Consider the following 18,898-nt stretch of genomic DNA (forward strand, 5'->3'; position numbering starts at 1 on the left):
CTTAGATCCCGCTTCTTTTGCGGTCAAGGAGGGTGGTCTTGATCGCGGAATCTAATCTATGCGCATAGACTCGTGGTCAGTCGCCGTAGTTGGCGGATCATGAGGACTTGGACCTACGTCAGTTTGGAGCTGTTATGTCTGCAGTCGGTGTCAGCGTGGAGCAAAATGAAGGAGTCGTTCGGATTAGGCTTGAGCGTCCCGAACGGCGAAACGCCTACGATCTTGAGATGGCCAAGGCGATGATTGAGGGGCTGGAGTCGGCCTTCAGGGCGGAAGCCGTGGTCATTGAAGGTAGTGGCGGTTCCTTCTGTGCGGGGGGCGCCCTGGGTCAGCTCAGCGAGCCGGATCCGGACCAGCTTCGCGAGCTCTTCACCACCTCCCTGCGGCTGGTGGACGCCATCCGCGCGTGCCCCAGGCCGGTCATTGCGGCAGTGGATGGCGCAGCGGCGGGTGGCGGCAACGAACTGGTCATTGCCTGCGACTTCGCCATTGCTACCCAGCGCTCGACCTTTGGCCAGACCGGTCCGAAAGTTGGTTCGGCCCCGGTCTTGGGCGCCACGAACCTCGCCGCCGTGCAGATCGGTGAAAAGCGGGCCAAGGAGATGTCCTTCATGTGCCGGCGCTACACGGCAGACCAGGCGTATGCAATGGGCCTTATCAATGAGGTGGTTCCGGACGGGTCGCTGGATGCTGCCGTGGACCGCTGGCTGGCGGAGATCCACGCCCTGAGTCCGCGCTATCTCGAGATTTCCAAAGTGAGCTCCAATCTTTGGTGGAACGCCTCGAAAGACAATATGCAGGCAGGGCTGGAATCCCTCATCCAGGCCATCGGCAGTGAGGATATGCGCGAAGGAGCGCAGGCGTTCATGGAGAAACGCAAACCGCAGTTTCGGCCGGCTGTGAAGCCTGCGGCCCGCGACGTGCTCGCCTGATCCTTGCGCGAGCTCGTCTGAATCAGGCTTCCCATGGTGATTTGGGTGGGGATCTTTCCATTCCCGGAAAAATCTAGGATAATGAATACAACGGACGTCCGGATTGCTCGTGGCTCTTGAGTTTGTCGGATCCGGCGTTCCTCATTCGGCGGTTGTGTACTGACCGTCTTACTTGTGACCGATGTTATTGGAGGTGGGGGCCGTGACGGTTTCCGTTGTTGATGAGCATTCCGAAATTCGTAACCTGGCCGCCAGCGTAGCCGAAGAGGTTTACGCGCCTATGGCCGAGCATCTCGACGTGACCAGGACGCCGATTCCCTTGGCGGAGCGCAAGCGTCTGGGGGATCTGGGCTTCCTTGGCATTGCCCACCCGGAGCGCTTCGGAGGTGCGGGCGCTCCTCTGGCCCAGGCCTTGGCTGTCATCGAAGAATTCGCCAAGGTTTGCCGGCCGGCGGCGTTCCAGATCTTCGAATCGAACACCGGTCCTGCGCAGGTCATCAACCATCTCGGAACGGAGGAACAGCGGGAGCGGCTGCTGCCCAGCATTATCTCCGGGGACATGACCATGGCGGTCGCGATTTCGGAGCCCGACGCAGGTTCTGCCGCGACGGACGCCAGGACCACTGCCCGGCCGGTAGGCGAAGGATACGTGGTCAACGGGGCCAAGCGATGGATCTCCAACGGCGGAGAAGCCGACCATTACCTGGTGTATGCCCGTCTTTCCGATGCCCCCGGAGCGAAGGGCCTCGGCGCCATCGTGGTGGATAAGACGATGCCCGGAGTCAGTTTCGGCGTACCGGAGCGGCTGATGGGCTTCCGCGGAATTCCTTCCGCCGACGTGATTTTCGACGACGTCCTCGTTCCAAAGGAGAATGTGGTTGTCCCAGCTGGCGAGTTCAGTTCGTTGTTCGGGGCCTTCTCCATCGAGCGCATGGGCAACGCGACGATGTCCTTGGCAATCGGGCAGGCCGCACTGGATAAGACGCTGGCCTATGTCCAGGAACGTGAGCAGTTCGGCAAGCCCCTTGTTGAATTCCAGTCCATCCAGATGATGGTTGCCGACATGGTGCTCCAGGTCGAAGCGGCCCGACTGCTGGTCGAACGAGCCGCCCATAGCGGCAAGGACGGGCTACCGGATCCCCTGCAGGTGTCTCTGGCCAAGTGCACGGCGAATGAGATGGCCAAGAAAGTCACCGACCTGGCCATCCAAGTCCACGGAGGCAATGGCTATACCGAGGAATACGGCCTCGAGCGGCTGCACCGCGATTCACACGGCTGGGCAATCGCCGGAGGCACACCGTCGATGCAGCGCATCCGCATTGTTTCCGAGGTTCTCGGCCGCCGCTTCGATCAGCGCCGCTGATGCTGGCCAGGCGTATGGATAGTCCTTAAGGGTGTTTGATTTGTGCAGGTCATCGGTTGAGAGGCAGGAATTGTTGTGGGCGTGGACCTAAGTACGGACTTGGAATCTGTTGTGGAATCATTGGGGCCGGAGTTCGACCTGAGCGCAGGCCACAGGCTGATCAGGGAGCAAGCGCGTGCGCTCGCGGCCGAAGTCGAATCCTTTGCGCCAGAGGCTGACGCTTCAACTGCCATGCACGAGCCCACCCGCGCGGCGCTGGCCGCATCGGGTCTGGCAGGACACGTGGTGCCGGCCGCCTATGGGGGGTTTTCGGAGACGCTGGATCCGTTGGCCATCACGGTGATTCGCGAGGCCCTGATGTACTCATCGGCGCATTTGGACTCGCTTTTCGGGGTTCAGGGCATCGGTTCCTACACCCTGACTGTGGGCGGGCGTGAGGAATTGAAGAAGTATTGGCTACCCAAAGTGGTGACGCTTGAAGCGGTCGCAGCAATCGCACTGACGGAACCCGACGTAGGGTCGGACCTTCGGGCCGTGCAGACAAGTATCGAACCCGTCGAGGGCGGACTGCGGGTACGCGGGCGCAAATCCTTCATCACCAATGGCGGGGCCGCCTCGTTCTACTGCGTCCTCGGCCGGGAATCCGACGGGTATTCAATGGTCCTGGTTCCGGCGGATGCGCCCGGGCTGCGGACGCGGCCCGGGGACGACCTGATCGCCCCGCATATCCTCGGCGAGTTGGAATTCGATGACGTGATCGTGCCTGAGGGGAACCGTCTCGGCGTTCCAGGAAAAGCTTTTTCCCTCATGCTCCAGGCCCTTGCGGTCTTCCGGGTCTCCGTGGCCGGTTCGGCGGTGGGCCTGGCGCAGGCCGCGCTCGATGAGGCTCTGGCTCATGCGCGGACGCGTGAACAGTTCGGCGCCCCGCTCATCGAGCTGGGCTCCATCTCCCAGTCTTTGGCCCTGTGCTGGACCGAGGTGGAGACCGCCCGGGCCATGGCCTACCGGGCCGCTGCCCTGGCCCGTACCGATCCGCTGGCGCATCTGGACTACTCGTCCATAGCTAAGATCAGCGCCACCGAGGCCGCCGGACGCGTGGTGGACCGCTCGGTGCAGATCATGGGCCGTTTCGGACTTATCCGAGGCTCCAAAATTGAACGGCTGTATCGCAATGCCCGGCCACTGCGGGTCTACGAAGGTGCAACAGAGGTGCTGCTGGATTCGCTGGCCAGGCGCCTGCGGAAGGCAGCGAAATGAAGCCCGAGTTGATCATTGACGCGCACACCCACGTCTGGCCGGAGAAGATTGCGGCGATTGCGCTTAGCGCCAACCCGGTGCCGGGACTTGAACCTCGCGGAAACGGAACTGTGGGTGGGCTCGACGCTGCAATGGACGCACACGGAGTCGGCCTCAGTTGCTGCCTGGGCATCGCAAATGAGGCCCGGCACGTTGACTCAGTGAACCGTTTCGTTGCCTCATTGAGCAGCGCGCGCCGGCACCCCGTGGGAACCGTCCATGTGGACCTTTCCGTCGAAGAGAACCTTGCGAGCCTCAAGCGGCACGGTATCAGAACCGTGAAGCTGCATCCTTTGTTCCAGAACTTTGCCCTGAACGATCCCCGGCTCTGGAACATCCTCGAGGCTTTCGGCTCCGAGATCGCCGTGATCACGCATGTGGGGGAGGGTGGCGATGCTCGAAGGAACGCACTTTCAAGCCCCAAAATGATTGCGGACCTGGCCAGACAGTTCCCTGAACTGACGCTCATGGCCTGCCACTTCGGGGGCTACAAGATCCTCGACGACGCCGAAGAGATGCTCTCCGGTGCGGACGTCGTTTTGGAAACGTCCTGGCCCCCCACGTTGGCCACACTGGCGCCGGAGCGGGTCAGACGTTTAATCCGGAACCATGGCGCCGAACGCATCGTCTTTGGCTCCGACTGGCCAATGACCAGCCCCGGCGAGGAGATCGCAGCTATTCACGGGCTGGGGCTTACCGATGAGGAAACCCGCCAGATTTTGGGCATGAACTTGGCCCGCTTCCTCAACCTGCCCACCGCGTAACACTTCGGGGCCAAAACAGGCCGGGCCTCAATGCCGGGGACAGAACCGGCATTGAGGCCGACGAAACAATGCATTTAATTCTTCCGCTTGAGCCTCGCGTTGCCTAGACTCGAATCCGCAGGATGACGAACATCACAACATGATTTCCCTCACGGGGGCTCTGTCGTACGGCCGCAAAATCTAGTATAACGATATTAATCAAGCTGTTAGTTATGGGGCTGGAGCTCGCCTATCGGCCAGCCAGACCCGAATGTACTTCCCCACAGGGCGGCATCTTGTGTCCGCTGCACTCAGAGATTCATCCCAAGAGAAAGGACCCTGATCATGGGCCTGACTGGACGTATTGCACTTGTTACCGCTTCGGGATCCGGCATGGGACGCGCTGTAGCGCGCCGGCTGGCCTCCGACGGGGCGCACGTCATTGTCGCCGACATCAACGACGTCGGCGTCAAGGAAACGGTTTCCCTCATCGAAGATGCCGGCGGCTCCGCTGAAGCGGCCGTGGGCGATGCCTCGGATGTTGCCTACCTGACCGAACTCATCGAGAACATTGACGCCCGCCATGGAAAACTCGACATCCTCCACAACCATCTGGGAATGCCCGGAGCTGGCGGCGTCATGGTCAGCGAGGCCGAGTGGGAAAAGAATATCGCCATCAATATGAAGTCAGCGTTCTTCACTTCGGGCCTGGCGTTCCCGCTGCTGAAGAAGAGCGGCAAAGGGTCCGTCATCTTCACCGCATCCACCTCTGCGATTGTTGGTTCCCCGTTCTCGCCGCTGTACTCCATGACCAAAGGCGCAGTGGTTTCCTACGCCCGCGCCCTGGCCCTGGCCGGCGCAGCAGACAACATCAGGGTCAATTCAATCTGCCCGGGATCGGTGGATACCCCGATGCTCCCGACCTTCTTCGGCCGTGAGCCGGGGGCCAGCATCGAAGATCTGATGGCCAACTTCATTTCCCTGATCCCGCTGGGACGCCCGGCCCAGCCTGAGGAAATCGCCTCGGTGGTGGCCTTCCTCGCCGGCGACGACTCCAGCTTCGTCACCGGCGTCAATATTCCTATCGACGGCGGCCTGACTGCAAAGTAGCAGTTGCCGCAGCATCATTCATAGATTTAGCCAAGGAGTCTTACCGTGTGGAAAAAGCACGCAGCTATCGCCGGATTGGCCGTATCGGCATTGTTTCTCTCAGCCTGCGGCGGGCCGGGTGCGGCGGAAGCGGAGGAACGTACTGTCAACGCGGCGGACGAAGCGGCCCAGGAACTCATCGATGCGGCCAAGGAAGAGGGCAGCGTTGTCTGGTACTCCTCCATTCCTGAGGCTCCGACCGAGGCTGCGGCTTCGGCCTTCGAGGAAAAGTACGGCGTCACGGTCGAAATCGTGCGTGCCGGCTCGGAAATCCTGGCCCAGCGCTACGGGACGGAGCGCGACACGGGTGATGTCGTCGGCGATGTCCTGACTTTCCCGGAGGACTACGTCTTCTCGGACTACATCGAGAAGTCGTGGTTGGCTCCCTTCGATAAAGAGAAAATGCCGGCCGTGAACCAGTGGCCCAGCGACCAGCTATATGAAAACTCCTACGCGCTCGTCAACATCCAGCCGATCGGTGTGGCCTATAACACTGATCTGGTGAACGGTGAAGACCTCAAGGACTGGGAATCAATCCTGGACGAGCAGTACAAGGGGAAAATCGTCCTGGCGGACCCGGGAGCAATCGTCCCCTGGACCGAATTGCTGCGGCTGCTCAACGAGACGTATGGCGCGGATTACCTGACCTCCTTCAAGGAGCAGAACTTCCAGATGCAGCCATCCGCGGTGCCTGGCACTCAGCAGGTGGCAGCCGGCGAGTCAGCGTTGGCCTTCCCGTCCCTTTACTCCGTGGTGAATCCGCTCAAGGAGCAGGGCGCACCCATCGACATCAAATTCTTTGAACCCACCACAGGCGTGCAGCAATTCACGGCTATGAGCGAAGGCAGCGACCACCCGAACGCTTCGGCGCTGCTGGTCAACTACCTGCTCTCGGCCGAGGGCCAGTCCGTACTCAACGAGGGCGTCGCGGCATCCGTGCTCGAGGACGTGGCCGGAACGGTGCCGCTGCCGGAGGGTTACCGGATGCCTGACCTGCTCAAGGCTCTGGATGAGCAGAAATCCCTCCTTGCACTTCTGGGCCTCTAGGCCCGGCCGCTGAACTGTTGACAGAGAAGGAACTCCAGTCATGACCGATACATTGGTTCACCAGGAAGCGAGAGCTGGCATTGAGACACGCTTCGGGGTCGAGATTTCAGGCCTGCGCAAGCACTTCAAAGATCCGCACACGGATGCGATAGTCGCCGCCGTAGACGACGTCGAGCTGCGCATTCCTGAGGGCCAGTTCTGCGTGCTGCTCGGACCGAGCGGCTGTGGGAAAACCACGCTTCTTCGGTGCATCGCGGGACTGGAGTCTCCGTCGCAGGGATCCATCGTCGTTGAGGGCAGGACGGTGTTCGACGGCCCCAAGATCAACCTGGAGCCGCAGCAGCGGCCCATCGGCATGGTGTTCCAAAACTACGCACTGTGGCCGCATATGAGCGTGGCGGGGAATGTGGCATTCCCGCTGCAGGCCGGTCCGCGTTCAAAGCGGCCCTCCAAGGAAGAAATCGCCGCCAGGGTCCAGCATGTCCTCGAGGTGATGGGCATCGGCAGCCTCGGCAAGCGCAAGATCGGCCAGCTCTCCGGCGGGCAGCAGCAGCGCGTCGCCCTGGCGCGCGCTGTTGCCGCCGGGAACAAAGTCGTCCTTTTCGACGAGCCGCTCTCGAACATTGATGCCAAAGTGCGTGAACAACTGCGCCGCGAACTGCGTTCCATGCAGCGGGAACTGGGATTCACCGCGGTCTACGTCACCCATGATCAGTCGGAGGCCATGGAGATGGCAGACGTCGTGGCCGTGATGCGTGAGGGCAGGGTGGCCCAGCTGGGTACGCCCGAAGAAATCTACTTCCATCCCAAGACCCGCTACGTGGCGCAATTCATCGGGTCGACGAACATTGTTCCGGTCACGGCCGGGATGAATGATGCGGATACCGCTGGCAGCGTGAGCACCGACATCGGCCGGTTCCGTACGTCAAGAGGCCATGGGCTGCTGGGCGAAGTCGAGAAGACCGTGGTGATCTCCAAAGCCCAGCACTGGTGGATCGGTGAGGCCGGTACCAGGAAGGAAGGTTCCAACGGCTGGGTGGGGGCTCTGGCCGCTGTCAGCTTCATGGGCACCCACACCGAGTACACGGTGGACGTCAACGGCATCGCGATTCGTGTCTGGGGTAATGGCTCCTTCCGCGGTTCAATCGGGGACCAGGTGGCAGTGGGCGTCGAACCCGAATTCGCCGAGGTGGTTGTCGATGACTCTCATTGATGCCCCCGAGCGGGAAGGGGCAGCCGCGAAGCAGTCCGAAGCAGCCGGGACGAAGCAGCCGAAGAGGCGGTTTTCGCTTTTCCATGGTTTCGGGTGGCTTGTTACAGCTCTCCTGTGCTTCTTTATCATCTATCCGCTGTTCAGGACACTGCTCAGCGTCGTCGGGGTCGACGACGACGGGTGGCAGCTTCCGCGCCTGTTCGAGGTGTGGGGGCGTCCGGAGACTCTGCAGTCCCTGCTGAACCTGCTGGTTGCCGTCGGCCTCGGCGGCGGCCTCGCAATGGTCGTCGGTTCGTTCCTGGCATGGCTCAATGTGCGCTCTGACGCCAGGATCGGCTGGGCCGCTGATGCGCTGCCGCTGGTCTCACTCTTCGTGCCGGCCATAGCCAGCGCCGTGGGCTGGGTGTTTCTGGCCAGCCCGCAGGCCGGGTTCCTCAACGTTGTGATCCGTGGGGTTCTCTCCTGGTTGGGAATTGATCTGGAGCAGGGGCCTCTGGATATTTTCACGTGGCCGGGCCTGATCTTTGTTTACGTTCTCTTCCTGACCCCCTATGCCTACCTCGCAGTTTCCACTGGTCTGCAGTCACTCGATCCGGCTCTCGAGGAAGCGGCACGAATGTCGGGCCACGGCCCGTTCTCAACAGTGTTCAAGATCGCGCTGCCCAACCTCGTGCCGGCGCTGGGTGCGGCGGCGGTGCAGGTTCTGACCATCGGGTTTGCGCTGTTTGCGGCTCCCGTGGTGATTGGGACGGCGGCTGGAATCGAAGTGTTGCCGGTGTCAATTGTCTATTCGCTGACGCGGGAGTATCCGCCGGATCTGTATTCGGCTGTCGGTATGTCTTTGGTGCTGGTATGCCTGGTCGTGGCCGCTACCAGATCTTTGAAAAAGATCACGGAAAAGGGTAACTACGCCAAGATCGGCGGACGTGGAGCGCGTCAGAACCTGGTGCAACTGGGCAAGTGGAAATGGCTGGCCCGTTCCGTGATGGTTGGATACTTGGTGCTGACATCGGTGCTGCCCTTTATAGGACTGCTATTCGTCTCCCTGCAGGGATTCTGGAGCGCGAACGTCAAGTGGAGCACGATGAGCCTGGACAACTACGAGGCCGTCGGCGAGCAGGCATTGCTTAAGCAGGGTCTGCAGAATTCCCTCTTCCTGGGCCTTGGAGTTGCCACGGCGGCTGTGTTCCTCACGGCGATCACCGCGTATTTGATACACCGACGGAACAACAGAACGAACCGTGCCATCGACGCGGTCCTGAAAGTTCCAGCAGCGATCTCGCATATCGTCGTTGGCATTGCGTTCCTGGTCGCCTTCAGCGGAGCACCGTTCAAGCTCAACGGCACCCTGATGATCCTACTGCTGGCCTACGTGGTCATCTTCATCCCGCAGGCTTCGCTCTACGCGAATTCCGCGGTCCAGCAAATAGGCAAGGAAATGGTGGAAGCGGCTGAAGTCTCCGGAGCCCGCCCCGGGCGGATCTACTTCAGGGTCATGCTGCCGCTGATGGCGCCTTCACTGGTTGCCGCATGGGCCCTGCTGTTCGTGCTCGGAGCCAGTGAAGTCAATGCCTCCTCCATGCTCTCAGGTCCAGGAGCACCCGTGGTGGGCATGGCAATCCTGGATCTGTTCACCAACGGAACCTATCCGCGCCTGGCGGCGCTCGGCGTGGTGATCTCACTGATCTCCAGCGTCGTGGTGGTTTCCGTTCTCATCATCGGGCGGCGGAGCAGCCGGCGGTCCTAGCGCCGGGCATTCGTTGATTCCTCAGTTTCACAGCAGCGAACGGAGCGGGACATGGGCAGGGTCGGAATCGATGACATTGAGGATCTGCGGGGCCTGGGACTGGGCAAGGAGGGGCAGTCCGAACTGCTGGACACCCAGACCGAGTGCACCTTTGTCTTCACGAACGAGGCCGGCTGGCCCGGCGGCGTGGTGATGAGCTATGTCCAGATTGGGGATGCATTCTGGCTCACGGCGGTGGAGGACAGAGGCCATGTGCGCGCCGTGGCGGCTGATCCCCGCGTGAGCCTGGTGATATCCAACGCAGGCACGAACCTGCCGGGGCGCCGCATGCTGTCGCTGCGCGGGACTGCGATCGTCCACCGGGATGCAGCGACGAAGGCTTGGTTTCTTGAAAAGTTCGCGGCCAAACACCAGCCGGAGGCCCCTGAGTCTTTCATCCGGCTACTGGACAGTCCGAACCGCGTCGTCATTCAGGTCCACCCTACGGCCATTGCCGCTAGTCATGACTCGAACAAGATGCCCGGCAACGGCCGTGGCGGCCCGGCGAAATCCGTATGAGATTGCGGGAATGTTGTGGGGGAGTAGAGCAGCGCAAAGCAGAGGAGCTGGAGAAATGACGGGTATTGAGAACAAGAGAATCATCGTGACCGGTGGCGCAAGCGGTATCGGGGAGGCCACAGTCAAAGCATTTGCCCGCGCCGGAGCTCACGTTGCGTCTTTTGATGTGAACGATACGCGGGGAGAGGAAGTTGCTGCTGATGCCACTAGGCGGGGACCCGGAACCGTTAGTTATTTTCATGCGGACGTCTCACAGAAGGCCGACGTCGAAACGGCAACCCGTGCTGCGGTGGCTCAGCTGGGCGGACTGGACTCTCTGTTCAACATTGCCGGTATCTGGCATGCTTCTTCGGCGGAGAGCATCACGGAAAAAGACTGGGACCGCATTTTCGACATTAATGTCAAAGGAACGCTGCTGACGAATCAGGCGGTTTTCCCTCATCTGAAGAAAGAGGGAGGCAGTATCATCAACACAGGCTCGGATGCTGCCCTTATGCCGTATCTCCAGGGCGCTCATTACTCAGCTTCAAAGGGTGCTGTGATCTCATTCACCCGCACTATTGCCGGTGAATGGGGTAAACACGGCATTCGGGCCAATGCCGTCGTTCCGGCAATCTGGACAGCAATGTATGAGCAGAAACGGGCGGAGCTTAGCCCTGAGGAACTGGCCGCGCACGATGCCCAGCGGGCAGCAGAGATTCCCCTCGGCGGCAAGCTTGGGGACCCGGACACTGATCTTGCACCTGTGCTTGTGTTCCTGGCTTCGGATGCCTCCAAATTCATCACGGGACAGATCATTCCCGTAAACGGTGGCTTGGGGCAGGTGCGCTGAGAAGTCAACAGCGCCGAAGCTGGCCGTCATCTGCTCGACCCCTACGTTGTACATAAAGCGCAGGCCGGCTGCCGTTCGGGCCTCCGTATCCACGGAAATGCCGTGTGATAGTTCGTCTTGGGACATTTCTCGTTCGTTGCAACAACTATCCATATTCTAGGCGCATGATTGTCAGAGTATGGGATCTGGTGCTACCTTCGTAGTTGTTAGCAGCACCACTTATTCGGCGGCGGTCATTGGGGACCGTTGCTCTCGTACTGCTTCAGGAGGCTAGTAAATGACCGTCGTCGACACCGCCGTCGAAATGCCGGGGGAAGGGACCAGCGAAGCCATCCGTGGCGTCGTCGTGACCGGGGCCGCGAGAGGCCTCGGCAAGGCCATAGCGGAGCGCTTTGCCTCCAGCGGTGCAGCAGTTGTTGGCGTCGATGTGTCAGAGGCCGCTCTCAAGGACACCGTCGCCGGGTTGGGGCGGGGACATGCCGCCGTCGTTGGCAACGCGGGGGATCCGGGGGTCATCGCGGCGTCCATTGCAGAGGCTGAGCGTCTGGGCGGGGGGCTCAAGACCTTCGTGGTCAATGCCGGCATTGCCCAGCCCGGCGAGAGCCTGGATTTCGCGCTCGAAGACTGGGACCGGATTCTCAACGTCAACCTGCGCGGGGCATTCGCCGGCGCGAAGGCAGCGGGAAGGCATCTGCATGAGGGCGGGAGCATCGTGATGCTGTCCTCGATCTGCGCCACGGAGGGATTCGGGGCCAGGGCCGCCTACTGCGCATCCAAGGCAGGAATCGAGGGACTGGTCCGGTCGCTGGCAACCGAGTGGGGTCCGCGAGGCATCCGGGTCAATGCCGTGGCGCCGGGGACGATCAGCACGGAGATGCAGGCCTCAATGGTAGCCACCGGCATGGTTTCCATGGACAGCTATCTCGAGCGGATTCCGATGGACCGAGTAGGGCGTCCCGAAGAAATCGCCGATGCGGTGGCCTACCTCGCCTCCGACCGTGCCAGCTACATCACCGGAGTTGTGCTTCCGGTCGACGGCGGATGGGCTGGCGCTGGCCTGCGGATTCCCAGCACCTGAAGCTTCCAGTTATCCAGTTTGCCGCCGACGGCGGCGTGTCCGATTTACACCTAGAGATGAGGTTCAGCAATGGTACAGGTTGGTTTGCTGCTCAGTGACGTTCCCAAGTCAGTGACGCCAGCGCAACAGTTCAAGGACGTGCTGCGGATCGTGGAGGCAGCCCAGGAAAACGGGTTCACATATATCGCCATCGGACAGCATTTCCTCTACGGGGAACTCCGCTGGCTACAGCCGGTGCCGCTGCTCGCTCGTTTGGCGGCCGAGGTGGATCCGCACGTCAAGCTCGTCACCCAAATCATGATCGCGCCACTTTACCACCCGGTCATGTTGGCCGAGGAGATTGCCACGCTGGACGTCGTGACCGAAGGCCGCCTGATCTTCGGAGCCGGCTTGGGCTACCGTCCGGAGGAGTTCGACTATCTGGACGTGCCGTATAAGCAGCGTGCCGGCCGCTTCGATGAATCCCTCGAGCTGATGAAGAAGCTCTGGACCCAGGAAACCGTCAACCACGACGGCAAGTACTGGAAGCTCGAGGATGTCCGCCCGCACCTCTTTCCGGTGCAGGACCCGCATCCGCCCATCTGGATCGGCGCCCATGCCATTCCCGGCGTGAAGCGCGCGGCGAAGTACGGAGACGCATATGCCTGCCCGCCCGAGACTCCGAAGCATGAAGTGGCCGAGCGCTTTGCCATTGTTCGTGACGGGTTTATCGAGCGGGGCAAGGAGTTCACCCCCCAGCCGCTGCGCCGTAACTGCCTCGTTGCCGACTCCCGCGAAGAGGCAATGGTCGAGTACGCCCGCGTGGCCCAGGGCCGCTACCTGACTTACGCGAACAAGGGCCTGGACGTCATGAAGAACACAGATCTGGAGAATGAATTCGCGAAGGCTGTTTCCGGCCACGCAGTGATCGGTTCTCCTGATGAGGTGGTCGCCGAGCTGACGGACCTGGTGGAGACCCTCCCAGTGGATCCGCTGTTACTGCGTCCGCAGTGGCCGACCATGACCGCGGACGAGACGATTGCCGCGATTTCGCGCCTCGGCCGCGAGGTGGTTCCGGCAATGAACGCCCTGACCGCCCGGACCGACATTCCCGAAGAGTCCTACCTCGAGGTCGTACGATGACCGCGGCACGGCAGGTCTACACCGATCTGGTACCGACATTCCCGGACCCGCAGACCTGGACCCTGGACCACGTGTTGCGCCACCACGCCGGCATCCGGCCGAATTCCGTCTGCCTGGACGCACCGGTGGAGGATGCCCGTTGGACCTATGCAGAGGCGCTGGACAGTGCGGAGCGGATTGCGGGCACCTGGCTGACAGCGGGTGGAAAGCCCGGGGACCGAGTGGCGATCATGGCCATGAACTCCTCGCAGCTGGTTCGTTCCTGGTGGGGAGCCGCCGTGGGAAACCTCGTCGAAGTGCCCATCAACACCAATTACGAGGGGGAGTTCCTGCGCCACCAGCTCTCCGTGGTCGACGCCCGCTTCGCGGTCATTGATGACACTTTCGCGGAGCGTTTTGTGGCCATCTCGGAGCATGCCCGTGGCATTGAGCACTTCTGGGTGATCGATTCGGGCACCGGCGTCCGGGAGTTCGCCATCGAACTCCTGCGGGACAACGGCTGGAAGGCGGCGCCCTGGGAGGAGCTGGAAGATGGCCCCATTGTTGACATGGTGCCGCCCCGGCCGCAGGAGCTTGGCGCCATCTTCTTCACCTCCGGGACCACAGGTCCCTCCAAGGGCGTCTCCATGCCGCATTCCCAGCTCTACTTCTTCGCTCAGGAAGTGGTCTGCCTGACCCGGCTGACGCCCGAGGACACCTATCTGACCACGACACCGCTCTTCCACGGAAACGCGCAGTTCATGGCCGTCTATCCCATCATCATTGCCGGGGGCCGTGCGGTCATCCGTCCGAAGTTCAGCGCCAGCCGCTGGATCGACCATGTCCGCGACTCGGGGGTCACCGTCACGAACTTCGTCGGCGTCATGATGGACTTCGCCTGGAAGCAACCGCCCCGCGACAATGACCGGGACAATGTGCTCCGGGCGGTGTACGCGGCCCCGACAGCCAGCACCATCGTGGAGCAGTTCAAGGAACGTTACGGGATCGAGGCCTTCGTCGACGCCTTCGGTCTAACGGAAACCTGCGCGCCGATTCTTTCCCCCTATGGGGTCCCCCGTCCAGCCGGCGCGGCCGGCCTGGCGGCTGCCGAATGGTTCGACGTCCGTCTGGTTGATCCGGAGACGGACCGGGAAGTTCCGGTCGGGCAGGTCGGCGAGCTCGTTGTCCGCCCGATCCAGCCTTGGACGTGCAGCAACGGATACTACGGCATGCCGGAAAAAACCCTCGAGGCCTGGCGCAATCTTTGGTTCCATACCGGGGATGCCCTCCGCCAGGACGAGGATGGCTGGTTCTACTTCGTTGACCGCTACAAGGACGCCCTTCGCCGCCGCGGCGAGAACATCAGCTCCTATGAAATTGAGGCGGCGGTGATGGGCCATCCGGCGGTCGTCGAATGCGCTGTCGTCGGCGTTCCTGCCGATGTGGAAGCCGGGGAGGACGAGGTCCTTGCGGTCGTCGTCGTCAATGACAAGGTCACCCCTTCGGAAATCCTTTCTTGGTGCGAAGGCCGGATTCCTGCATTCGCAATTCCCCGGTTCCTTCGCATCGTGGACGAGCTGCCCAAGACGCCTTCACAGAAGATCCGCAAGGCTGTCCTGCGCGCGGGCGGTGTCGACAGCGCGGAAACGTTCGACCGACTAGCAGTTAGCGTTCCCTGACGGGACGCCCCTTACACGAGAAAAGAGAAGATCATGGACTTCAGTTCGAACCCCATGCACGAGGACATCAGATCCTCTGTGCGGGCATTGTGCAAGAACTTTCCGGATGAGTACTGGATGGAGCACGATGAATCCAAGGAGTTCCCCTGGGAGTTCTACAACGCCGTCGCCGAGGGCGGCTGGCTGGGTCTGACCGTACCGGAGGAATACGGCGGCGGCGGCATGGGTGTCACCGAAGCGGCCATCGTCGAGCAGGAAATCGCCGCTTCGGGCGCAGGCATGGGCGGCTGTAGCGCCGTGCACATCGGCATCTTTGGGTTCGAGCCGATCATCCACCACGGCAGCAAGGATCTGAAAGACCGGTTCCTCAAGCGGGTGGTTACCGGCGAACTGCACACTTCCTTCGCGGTTACCGAGCCGGATGCCGGCACAGACACCACCAATATCTCCACCTTCGCGAAGAAAGTCGAGGGAGGATATCTGATCTCCGGCCAGAAGGTCTGGATCACCAAGGCCCAGGAAGCCGAGCGCATGCTCATCCTGGCCCGTACCAGCCCCCGGGACCCCAACGGCAAACGTACTGCCGGGATGACGCTGTTCTTCGCCGAAATGGACCGGGACAAGGTTTCCATCCGTCCGATTCCCAAGATGGGCCGCAATGCGGTGGATACGAACGAACTGTTCATCGATGAGCTCTTCGTTGCGGATGAAGACGTTGTCGGCGAGGTCGGCCACGGTTTCCGGGCCATCCTCGGCGGGTTGAACGCCGAGCGCGTGATCTCCGCCAACGCTGCCCTCGGCATCGGCAAGGCGGCGCTGCGCCGCGGGGTGCGCTACGCGAACGAGCGTGAAGTCTTCGGGCGTCCCATCGGTAAGAACCAAGGAATCGCCTTCCAGCTCGCCGAGGCCCAGATCAAACTGGACGCCGCCGAGGCCGTTGTGCAGAAGGCTGCTTGGATGGTGGATAACGGCATCCCCTGCGGCCGCGAGGCCAATGCGGCCAAGTACCTCTGCGCGGAGGCGGGCTTCTTCGCCGCCGACGTTGCACTCCAGGTCCACGGAGGCTTTGGCTACGGCAAGGAGTTCCACGTGGAACGCTATTTCCGCGAAGCCCGGCTGATGCGAATTGCACCAATCAGCCAGGAGATGGTCCTGAACTACTTCTCGGAGCATGTGCTCGGCCTGCCGAGGAGCTACTGATGCAGCCGTACCGTTCCATCCTTTTTGTCCCGGGCCATCGTCCAACCTGGGTCGAGAAAGCCATCGACTCCGGCGCCGACTGCGTGGTCCTGGATCTGGAAGACTCCGTACCGGCCGCGGAAAAGGCCGCCGCACGGAAGCTGGTCGCGGAGTCCATCCGCCGGGTCAGGGCCAGTAACGCCGGCGTCGGGCTTTTTGTCCGCGTGAATCCGCTCGCAACCCGGCTTACCGGCGGTGATCTTGAGGAAGTGGTCATACCTGGTTTGACAGGGATCTTCGCCCCGAAGGTGGAAAAGGCCACGGATGTGCTGCAGTACGATGCCCTGCTGGACCACTTTGAGGAACGTAACGGCGTCAGCAAGCTGGAATACATTGTCCCGGTCGAGACGGTGCAGGCTATCCAGAACTGCCGGGAAGTTGCCCTTAGCTCGCCGCGGATCGGTGCCATGATCGGTCCCAGCGCCGAGCATGCTGATATCGCGCGGGAGGTCGGTTACGAGTGGACTCCAGAGGGCATGGAGACGCTGTACCTGCGCAGCAGGGTGCTTTTGGCCTGCCGGGAGGCCGGTATCCATGCACTGACAGGTCTCTGGGAGGACCTGGAGAACATCGAGGGACTGCGGGAGTTCGCCAGGCGCGGCCGGCAGTTGGGCTTCCGGGGCATGATCGCAATCCATCCCAAGCACGTTTCCACTGTGAACGAGGTCTTCTCGCCGTCGGCTGAAGACATCACTTTCTACGAGGGAATGGTCAAGGCCTACGAGGCCGCGGCAGCTGACGGGACGGGCGCCCTGCGATACCGGGGCCTGCACATCGACAAGGCGCACTATGACAAGGCCGTTGAGTGGCTCGACCGCGCGGCACAAATTACTACGGGAGGAAATCGATGACGATGCGCGGACTATGGTTCGAGGAATTCGAAGAAGGTGCTCACTACAAGCACGCTTTGACCCGCACCATCACTGAAATGGACAACGTGATGTTCACATCGTTGACCATGAACCTCCAGCCCCTGCACTTGGACGAGGAGTTCTCCAAGAATTCCATCCATGGCCAGAGGGTGCTGAACAGCCTCTTTACTGTTGCACTTATCGGCGCGTTCCATGTTCCGGAGCTGACTATGGGAACCACTCTGGGCAACCTAGGGTACGACTCCATCAAGTTCCCCCACCCCGTATTCCATGGCGACACCCTCCGCGCGGAAACCACCATCCTCAAGAAGCGCGAGTCGAAGACCCGCGACGATTCCGGCATCGTGTGGTTCGAGCACATCGGCCTCAACCAGCGCAACGAAGTCGTCTGCGAGATGACCCGGGTCGGCCTGATGGCCAAGCGGCCCACGAAGGAGAATGAATCATGACCCTCAGCGTCGAAGCCACACAAAACCCGCTCAAAGACTGGGTCCCGGATACCCGTACGCTACTAATCGGCGACGCCCAGGCCCAGCCTGAGGGCGAGACCTGGGACGTGTTCAATCCAGCCACAGAGGCAGTGATCGGCACCGTCGGCGGCGCCTCAAGCCAGCAGGTGGACGCGGCAGTCGCCGCGGCGCGGGAGGCCTTCCCGGCGTGGGCGGCACTCTCCGGCGAAGAGCGTTCGCGCCACATCCACAGGTTGGCCGATGTGCTCGAGGCGGCAGCGGACAGGCTGCTTCCCTCCATCGTCAACGAGGTCGGCACACCCGTCTCACTGGCCGAGTACCTGCAGGTCAAGATGGCGGTCGAGGAGCATCTGCGCTGGGCCGCGGATGCGGCGAAGCTTGACCGGATCCAGCACCTCGGTGGCTATGACAAGCCGCATCCGACCATGAGTGACGTCGTGCACCAGCCGGTCGGCGTGGTGGCCGCCATCACCGGCTACAACTACCCGCTGAACCTGGCCATTTTCAAATTCGGCGCGGCACTCGCCGCCGGCTGCACAGTGGTCCTCCTGCCGTCACCGCGCACGCCATTGACGACCCTGTTCCTGGGCGACCTGATTCGAGAAGCGGGGCTGCCGGCAGGAGTCATGAACGTCATTATTGGCGGCGCCGATGTAGGACAGCAGCTCTCATCCCATCCTGGCGTGGACCGTGTTTCGTTCACTGGTTCTGATGGCGTGGGCGCCAAGATCATGGAACAGGCGGCTGCCAATCTTACGGGCGTGACTCTGGAATTGGGCGGCAAGTCCCCGACTCTCGTGCTCCCCGGCGTCGACGTCCAGAAGATCGCCGTGGAAATGCACCTGCGCTGGGCCCGCAATGGCGGTCAGGGTTGTGCTGCGCTGGCGCGGATTCTGGTCCACGACAAGCTGTACGACGAATTCCTGGAGGCCGGCGCTTCCGCCTTCGACCAGATGGTTGTGGGTGATCCTTGGGATCGGGCCACCAACGTCGGTCCGATGATCCGTCCTGACCATCAGGCCCGAGTCCAGGGCTTCATCGACGGGTCTGTGGCAGAAGGAGGCCGGAAGCTGCTCGAGGTCACCAAGCCGCTGCCGGAGAAGGGCTGGTTCGTCAACCCGGTGCTGCTTGGCGGGCTCCCGCACAGCGCGCGCGCCGTACAGGAAGAAATCTTTGGACCGGTGGCGGTCATCGTGCCGTTCAAGGACACCGAGGAGGCGATCCGCCTGGCCAACGACACTCCTTACGGTCTTGCTGCCAACGTCTGGTGCGGTGAAGACCTGGCCGAGGGCCGGCGCGTTGCCGAACAGATCCGGGCAGGAACCGTATGGATCAATGGCGGCGGTGCGATGCGCCCCGACGCTCCGTTCGGTGGCTATGGCCGTTCCGGTGTGGGACGTGAGTTCGGCGAATGGGGCATGCGCGAGTACCTGGAGGTCAAGCACATCCAGTGGCGGGTGTAAGACCAGCTCCTGATCCTTGTCGGGGCCAGCGGGGGTTGTCTCACCGGGGGGAAGTTTGTTCTTTTCCAAACCCCCACCCCTCCTCGGAAGGAAGAAAAGGAGGAAAACGTGTCTGC

Annotated in this window: 17 protein-coding genes; all 17 read left to right on the forward strand. The window is 61.8% G+C overall.

Going from position 1 to position 18,898, the window contains the following annotated elements; translation table 11 throughout:
• Nucleotides 1-134 precede the first annotated feature (134 nt).
• The 17 genes from AC5RWU_RS09440 (at nucleotide 135) to AC5RWU_RS09520 (ending at nucleotide 18,782) form a co-directional block, all read left to right on the forward strand.
• Nucleotides 135-932: an enoyl-CoA hydratase/isomerase family protein gene (locus AC5RWU_RS09440; protein ID WP_494029670.1), complete on the forward strand. Its 798-nt coding sequence runs from the start codon at nucleotides 135-137 to the stop codon at nucleotides 930-932.
• A 202-nt stretch (nucleotides 933-1,134) separates the two neighbouring features.
• Nucleotides 1,135-2,295: an acyl-CoA dehydrogenase family protein gene (locus AC5RWU_RS09445; RefSeq protein ID WP_494029669.1), complete on the forward strand. Its 1,161-nt coding sequence runs from the start codon at nucleotides 1,135-1,137 to the stop codon at nucleotides 2,293-2,295.
• Nucleotides 2,296-2,406: 111 nt separating this feature from the next.
• Complete coding sequence (locus tag AC5RWU_RS09450) at nucleotides 2,407-3,552, forward strand: acyl-CoA dehydrogenase family protein (protein WP_494036964.1); 1,146 nt, start codon at nucleotides 2,407-2,409, stop codon at nucleotides 3,550-3,552.
• An 8-nt stretch (nucleotides 3,553-3,560) separates the two neighbouring features.
• Nucleotides 3,561-4,355 carry an amidohydrolase family protein gene (locus AC5RWU_RS09455; RefSeq protein ID WP_494036965.1) on the forward strand — a complete coding sequence of 265 codons (795 nt, stop codon included), beginning with the start codon at nucleotides 3,561-3,563 and terminating at the stop codon, nucleotides 4,353-4,355.
• A gap of 324 nt (nucleotides 4,356-4,679) precedes the next feature.
• Nucleotides 4,680-5,444, forward strand: coding sequence for an SDR family NAD(P)-dependent oxidoreductase (locus AC5RWU_RS09460; RefSeq protein ID WP_494029666.1), 765 nt, complete (start codon nucleotides 4,680-4,682; stop codon nucleotides 5,442-5,444).
• A gap of 45 nt (nucleotides 5,445-5,489) precedes the next feature.
• Complete coding sequence (locus AC5RWU_RS09465; protein WP_494029665.1) at nucleotides 5,490-6,530, forward strand: ABC transporter substrate-binding protein; 1,041 nt, start codon at nucleotides 5,490-5,492, stop codon at nucleotides 6,528-6,530.
• Between the two features lie 40 nt (nucleotides 6,531-6,570).
• Nucleotides 6,571-7,743 (forward strand): ABC transporter ATP-binding protein, encoded by a 1,173-nt coding sequence (locus tag AC5RWU_RS09470; RefSeq protein WP_494029664.1) that lies wholly within the window; start codon nucleotides 6,571-6,573, stop codon nucleotides 7,741-7,743.
• 280 nt (nucleotides 7,744-8,023) lie between these two features.
• Nucleotides 8,024-9,490, forward strand: coding sequence for an ABC transporter permease (locus AC5RWU_RS09475; protein WP_494036966.1), 1,467 nt, complete (start codon nucleotides 8,024-8,026; stop codon nucleotides 9,488-9,490).
• Between the two features lie 51 nt (nucleotides 9,491-9,541).
• Nucleotides 9,542-10,048, forward strand: a complete 507-nt coding sequence (locus tag AC5RWU_RS09480) for a pyridoxamine 5'-phosphate oxidase family protein (protein ID WP_494029662.1) — start codon at nucleotides 9,542-9,544, stop codon at nucleotides 10,046-10,048.
• 55 nt (nucleotides 10,049-10,103) lie between these two features.
• Complete coding sequence (locus AC5RWU_RS09485; RefSeq protein ID WP_494029661.1) at nucleotides 10,104-10,880, forward strand: SDR family NAD(P)-dependent oxidoreductase; 777 nt, start codon at nucleotides 10,104-10,106, stop codon at nucleotides 10,878-10,880.
• Nucleotides 10,881-11,157: 277 nt separating this feature from the next.
• Entirely contained in the window at nucleotides 11,158-11,958 is an 801-nt protein-coding gene (locus tag AC5RWU_RS09490; RefSeq protein ID WP_494029660.1) for an SDR family NAD(P)-dependent oxidoreductase, read from the forward strand.
• 69 nt (nucleotides 11,959-12,027) lie between these two features.
• Nucleotides 12,028-13,080, forward strand: coding sequence for an LLM class flavin-dependent oxidoreductase (locus tag AC5RWU_RS09495; RefSeq protein WP_494029659.1), 1,053 nt, complete (start codon nucleotides 12,028-12,030; stop codon nucleotides 13,078-13,080).
• Complete coding sequence (locus tag AC5RWU_RS09500) at nucleotides 13,077-14,738, forward strand: AMP-binding protein (RefSeq protein WP_494029658.1); 1,662 nt, start codon at nucleotides 13,077-13,079, stop codon at nucleotides 14,736-14,738. Before AC5RWU_RS09495 ends, AC5RWU_RS09500 begins: the two co-directional genes overlap by 4 nt.
• 33 nt (nucleotides 14,739-14,771) lie before the next feature.
• On the forward strand, nucleotides 14,772-15,938 hold the full coding sequence (locus tag AC5RWU_RS09505) for an acyl-CoA dehydrogenase family protein (RefSeq protein ID WP_494029657.1): 1,167 nt from the start codon (nucleotides 14,772-14,774) through the stop codon (nucleotides 15,936-15,938).
• The gene (locus AC5RWU_RS09510) at nucleotides 15,938-16,828 is read left to right on the forward strand and encodes an HpcH/HpaI aldolase/citrate lyase family protein (RefSeq protein WP_494029656.1); all 891 of its coding nucleotides are present in this window, start codon (nucleotides 15,938-15,940) and stop codon (nucleotides 16,826-16,828) included. The genes AC5RWU_RS09505 and AC5RWU_RS09510 overlap by 1 nt, the downstream gene beginning before the upstream one ends.
• On the forward strand, nucleotides 16,825-17,298 hold the full coding sequence (locus AC5RWU_RS09515) for a MaoC family dehydratase (protein ID WP_494029655.1): 474 nt from the start codon (nucleotides 16,825-16,827) through the stop codon (nucleotides 17,296-17,298). Before AC5RWU_RS09510 ends, AC5RWU_RS09515 begins: the two co-directional genes overlap by 4 nt.
• A complete protein-coding gene (locus AC5RWU_RS09520; protein WP_494029654.1) occupies nucleotides 17,295-18,782 on the forward strand; it encodes an aldehyde dehydrogenase family protein in 1,488 nt (495 codons plus the stop codon). The genes AC5RWU_RS09515 and AC5RWU_RS09520 overlap by 4 nt, the downstream gene beginning before the upstream one ends.
• The last annotated feature ends 116 nt before the right edge of the window (nucleotides 18,783-18,898 follow it).

The sequence above is a fragment of the Arthrobacter sp. B0427-1-12 genome (assembly GCF_059092905.1).

Coding starts and splice junctions, on each gene's coding strand:
- AC5RWU_RS09470 (WP_494029664.1), top strand. CDS start 6,571: ATGACCGATACATTGGTTCACCAGGAAGCGAGAGCTGGCATTGAGACA.
- AC5RWU_RS09475 (WP_494036966.1), top strand. CDS start 8,024: ATGGTCGTCGGTTCGTTCCTGGCATGGCTCAATGTGCGCTCTGACGCC.
- AC5RWU_RS09460 (WP_494029666.1), top strand. CDS start 4,680: ATGGGCCTGACTGGACGTATTGCACTTGTTACCGCTTCGGGATCCGGC.
- AC5RWU_RS09495 (WP_494029659.1), top strand. CDS start 12,028: ATGGTACAGGTTGGTTTGCTGCTCAGTGACGTTCCCAAGTCAGTGACG.
- AC5RWU_RS09515 (WP_494029655.1), top strand. CDS start 16,825: ATGACGATGCGCGGACTATGGTTCGAGGAATTCGAAGAAGGTGCTCAC.
- AC5RWU_RS09520 (WP_494029654.1), top strand. CDS start 17,295: ATGACCCTCAGCGTCGAAGCCACACAAAACCCGCTCAAAGACTGGGTC.
- AC5RWU_RS09440 (WP_494029670.1), top strand. CDS start 135: ATGTCTGCAGTCGGTGTCAGCGTGGAGCAAAATGAAGGAGTCGTTCGG.
- AC5RWU_RS09485 (WP_494029661.1), top strand. CDS start 10,104: ATGACGGGTATTGAGAACAAGAGAATCATCGTGACCGGTGGCGCAAGC.
- AC5RWU_RS09480 (WP_494029662.1), top strand. CDS start 9,542: ATGGGCAGGGTCGGAATCGATGACATTGAGGATCTGCGGGGCCTGGGA.
- AC5RWU_RS09500 (WP_494029658.1), top strand. CDS start 13,077: ATGACCGCGGCACGGCAGGTCTACACCGATCTGGTACCGACATTCCCG.
- AC5RWU_RS09505 (WP_494029657.1), top strand. CDS start 14,772: ATGGACTTCAGTTCGAACCCCATGCACGAGGACATCAGATCCTCTGTG.
- AC5RWU_RS09490 (WP_494029660.1), top strand. CDS start 11,158: ATGACCGTCGTCGACACCGCCGTCGAAATGCCGGGGGAAGGGACCAGC.
- AC5RWU_RS09510 (WP_494029656.1), top strand. CDS start 15,938: ATGCAGCCGTACCGTTCCATCCTTTTTGTCCCGGGCCATCGTCCAACC.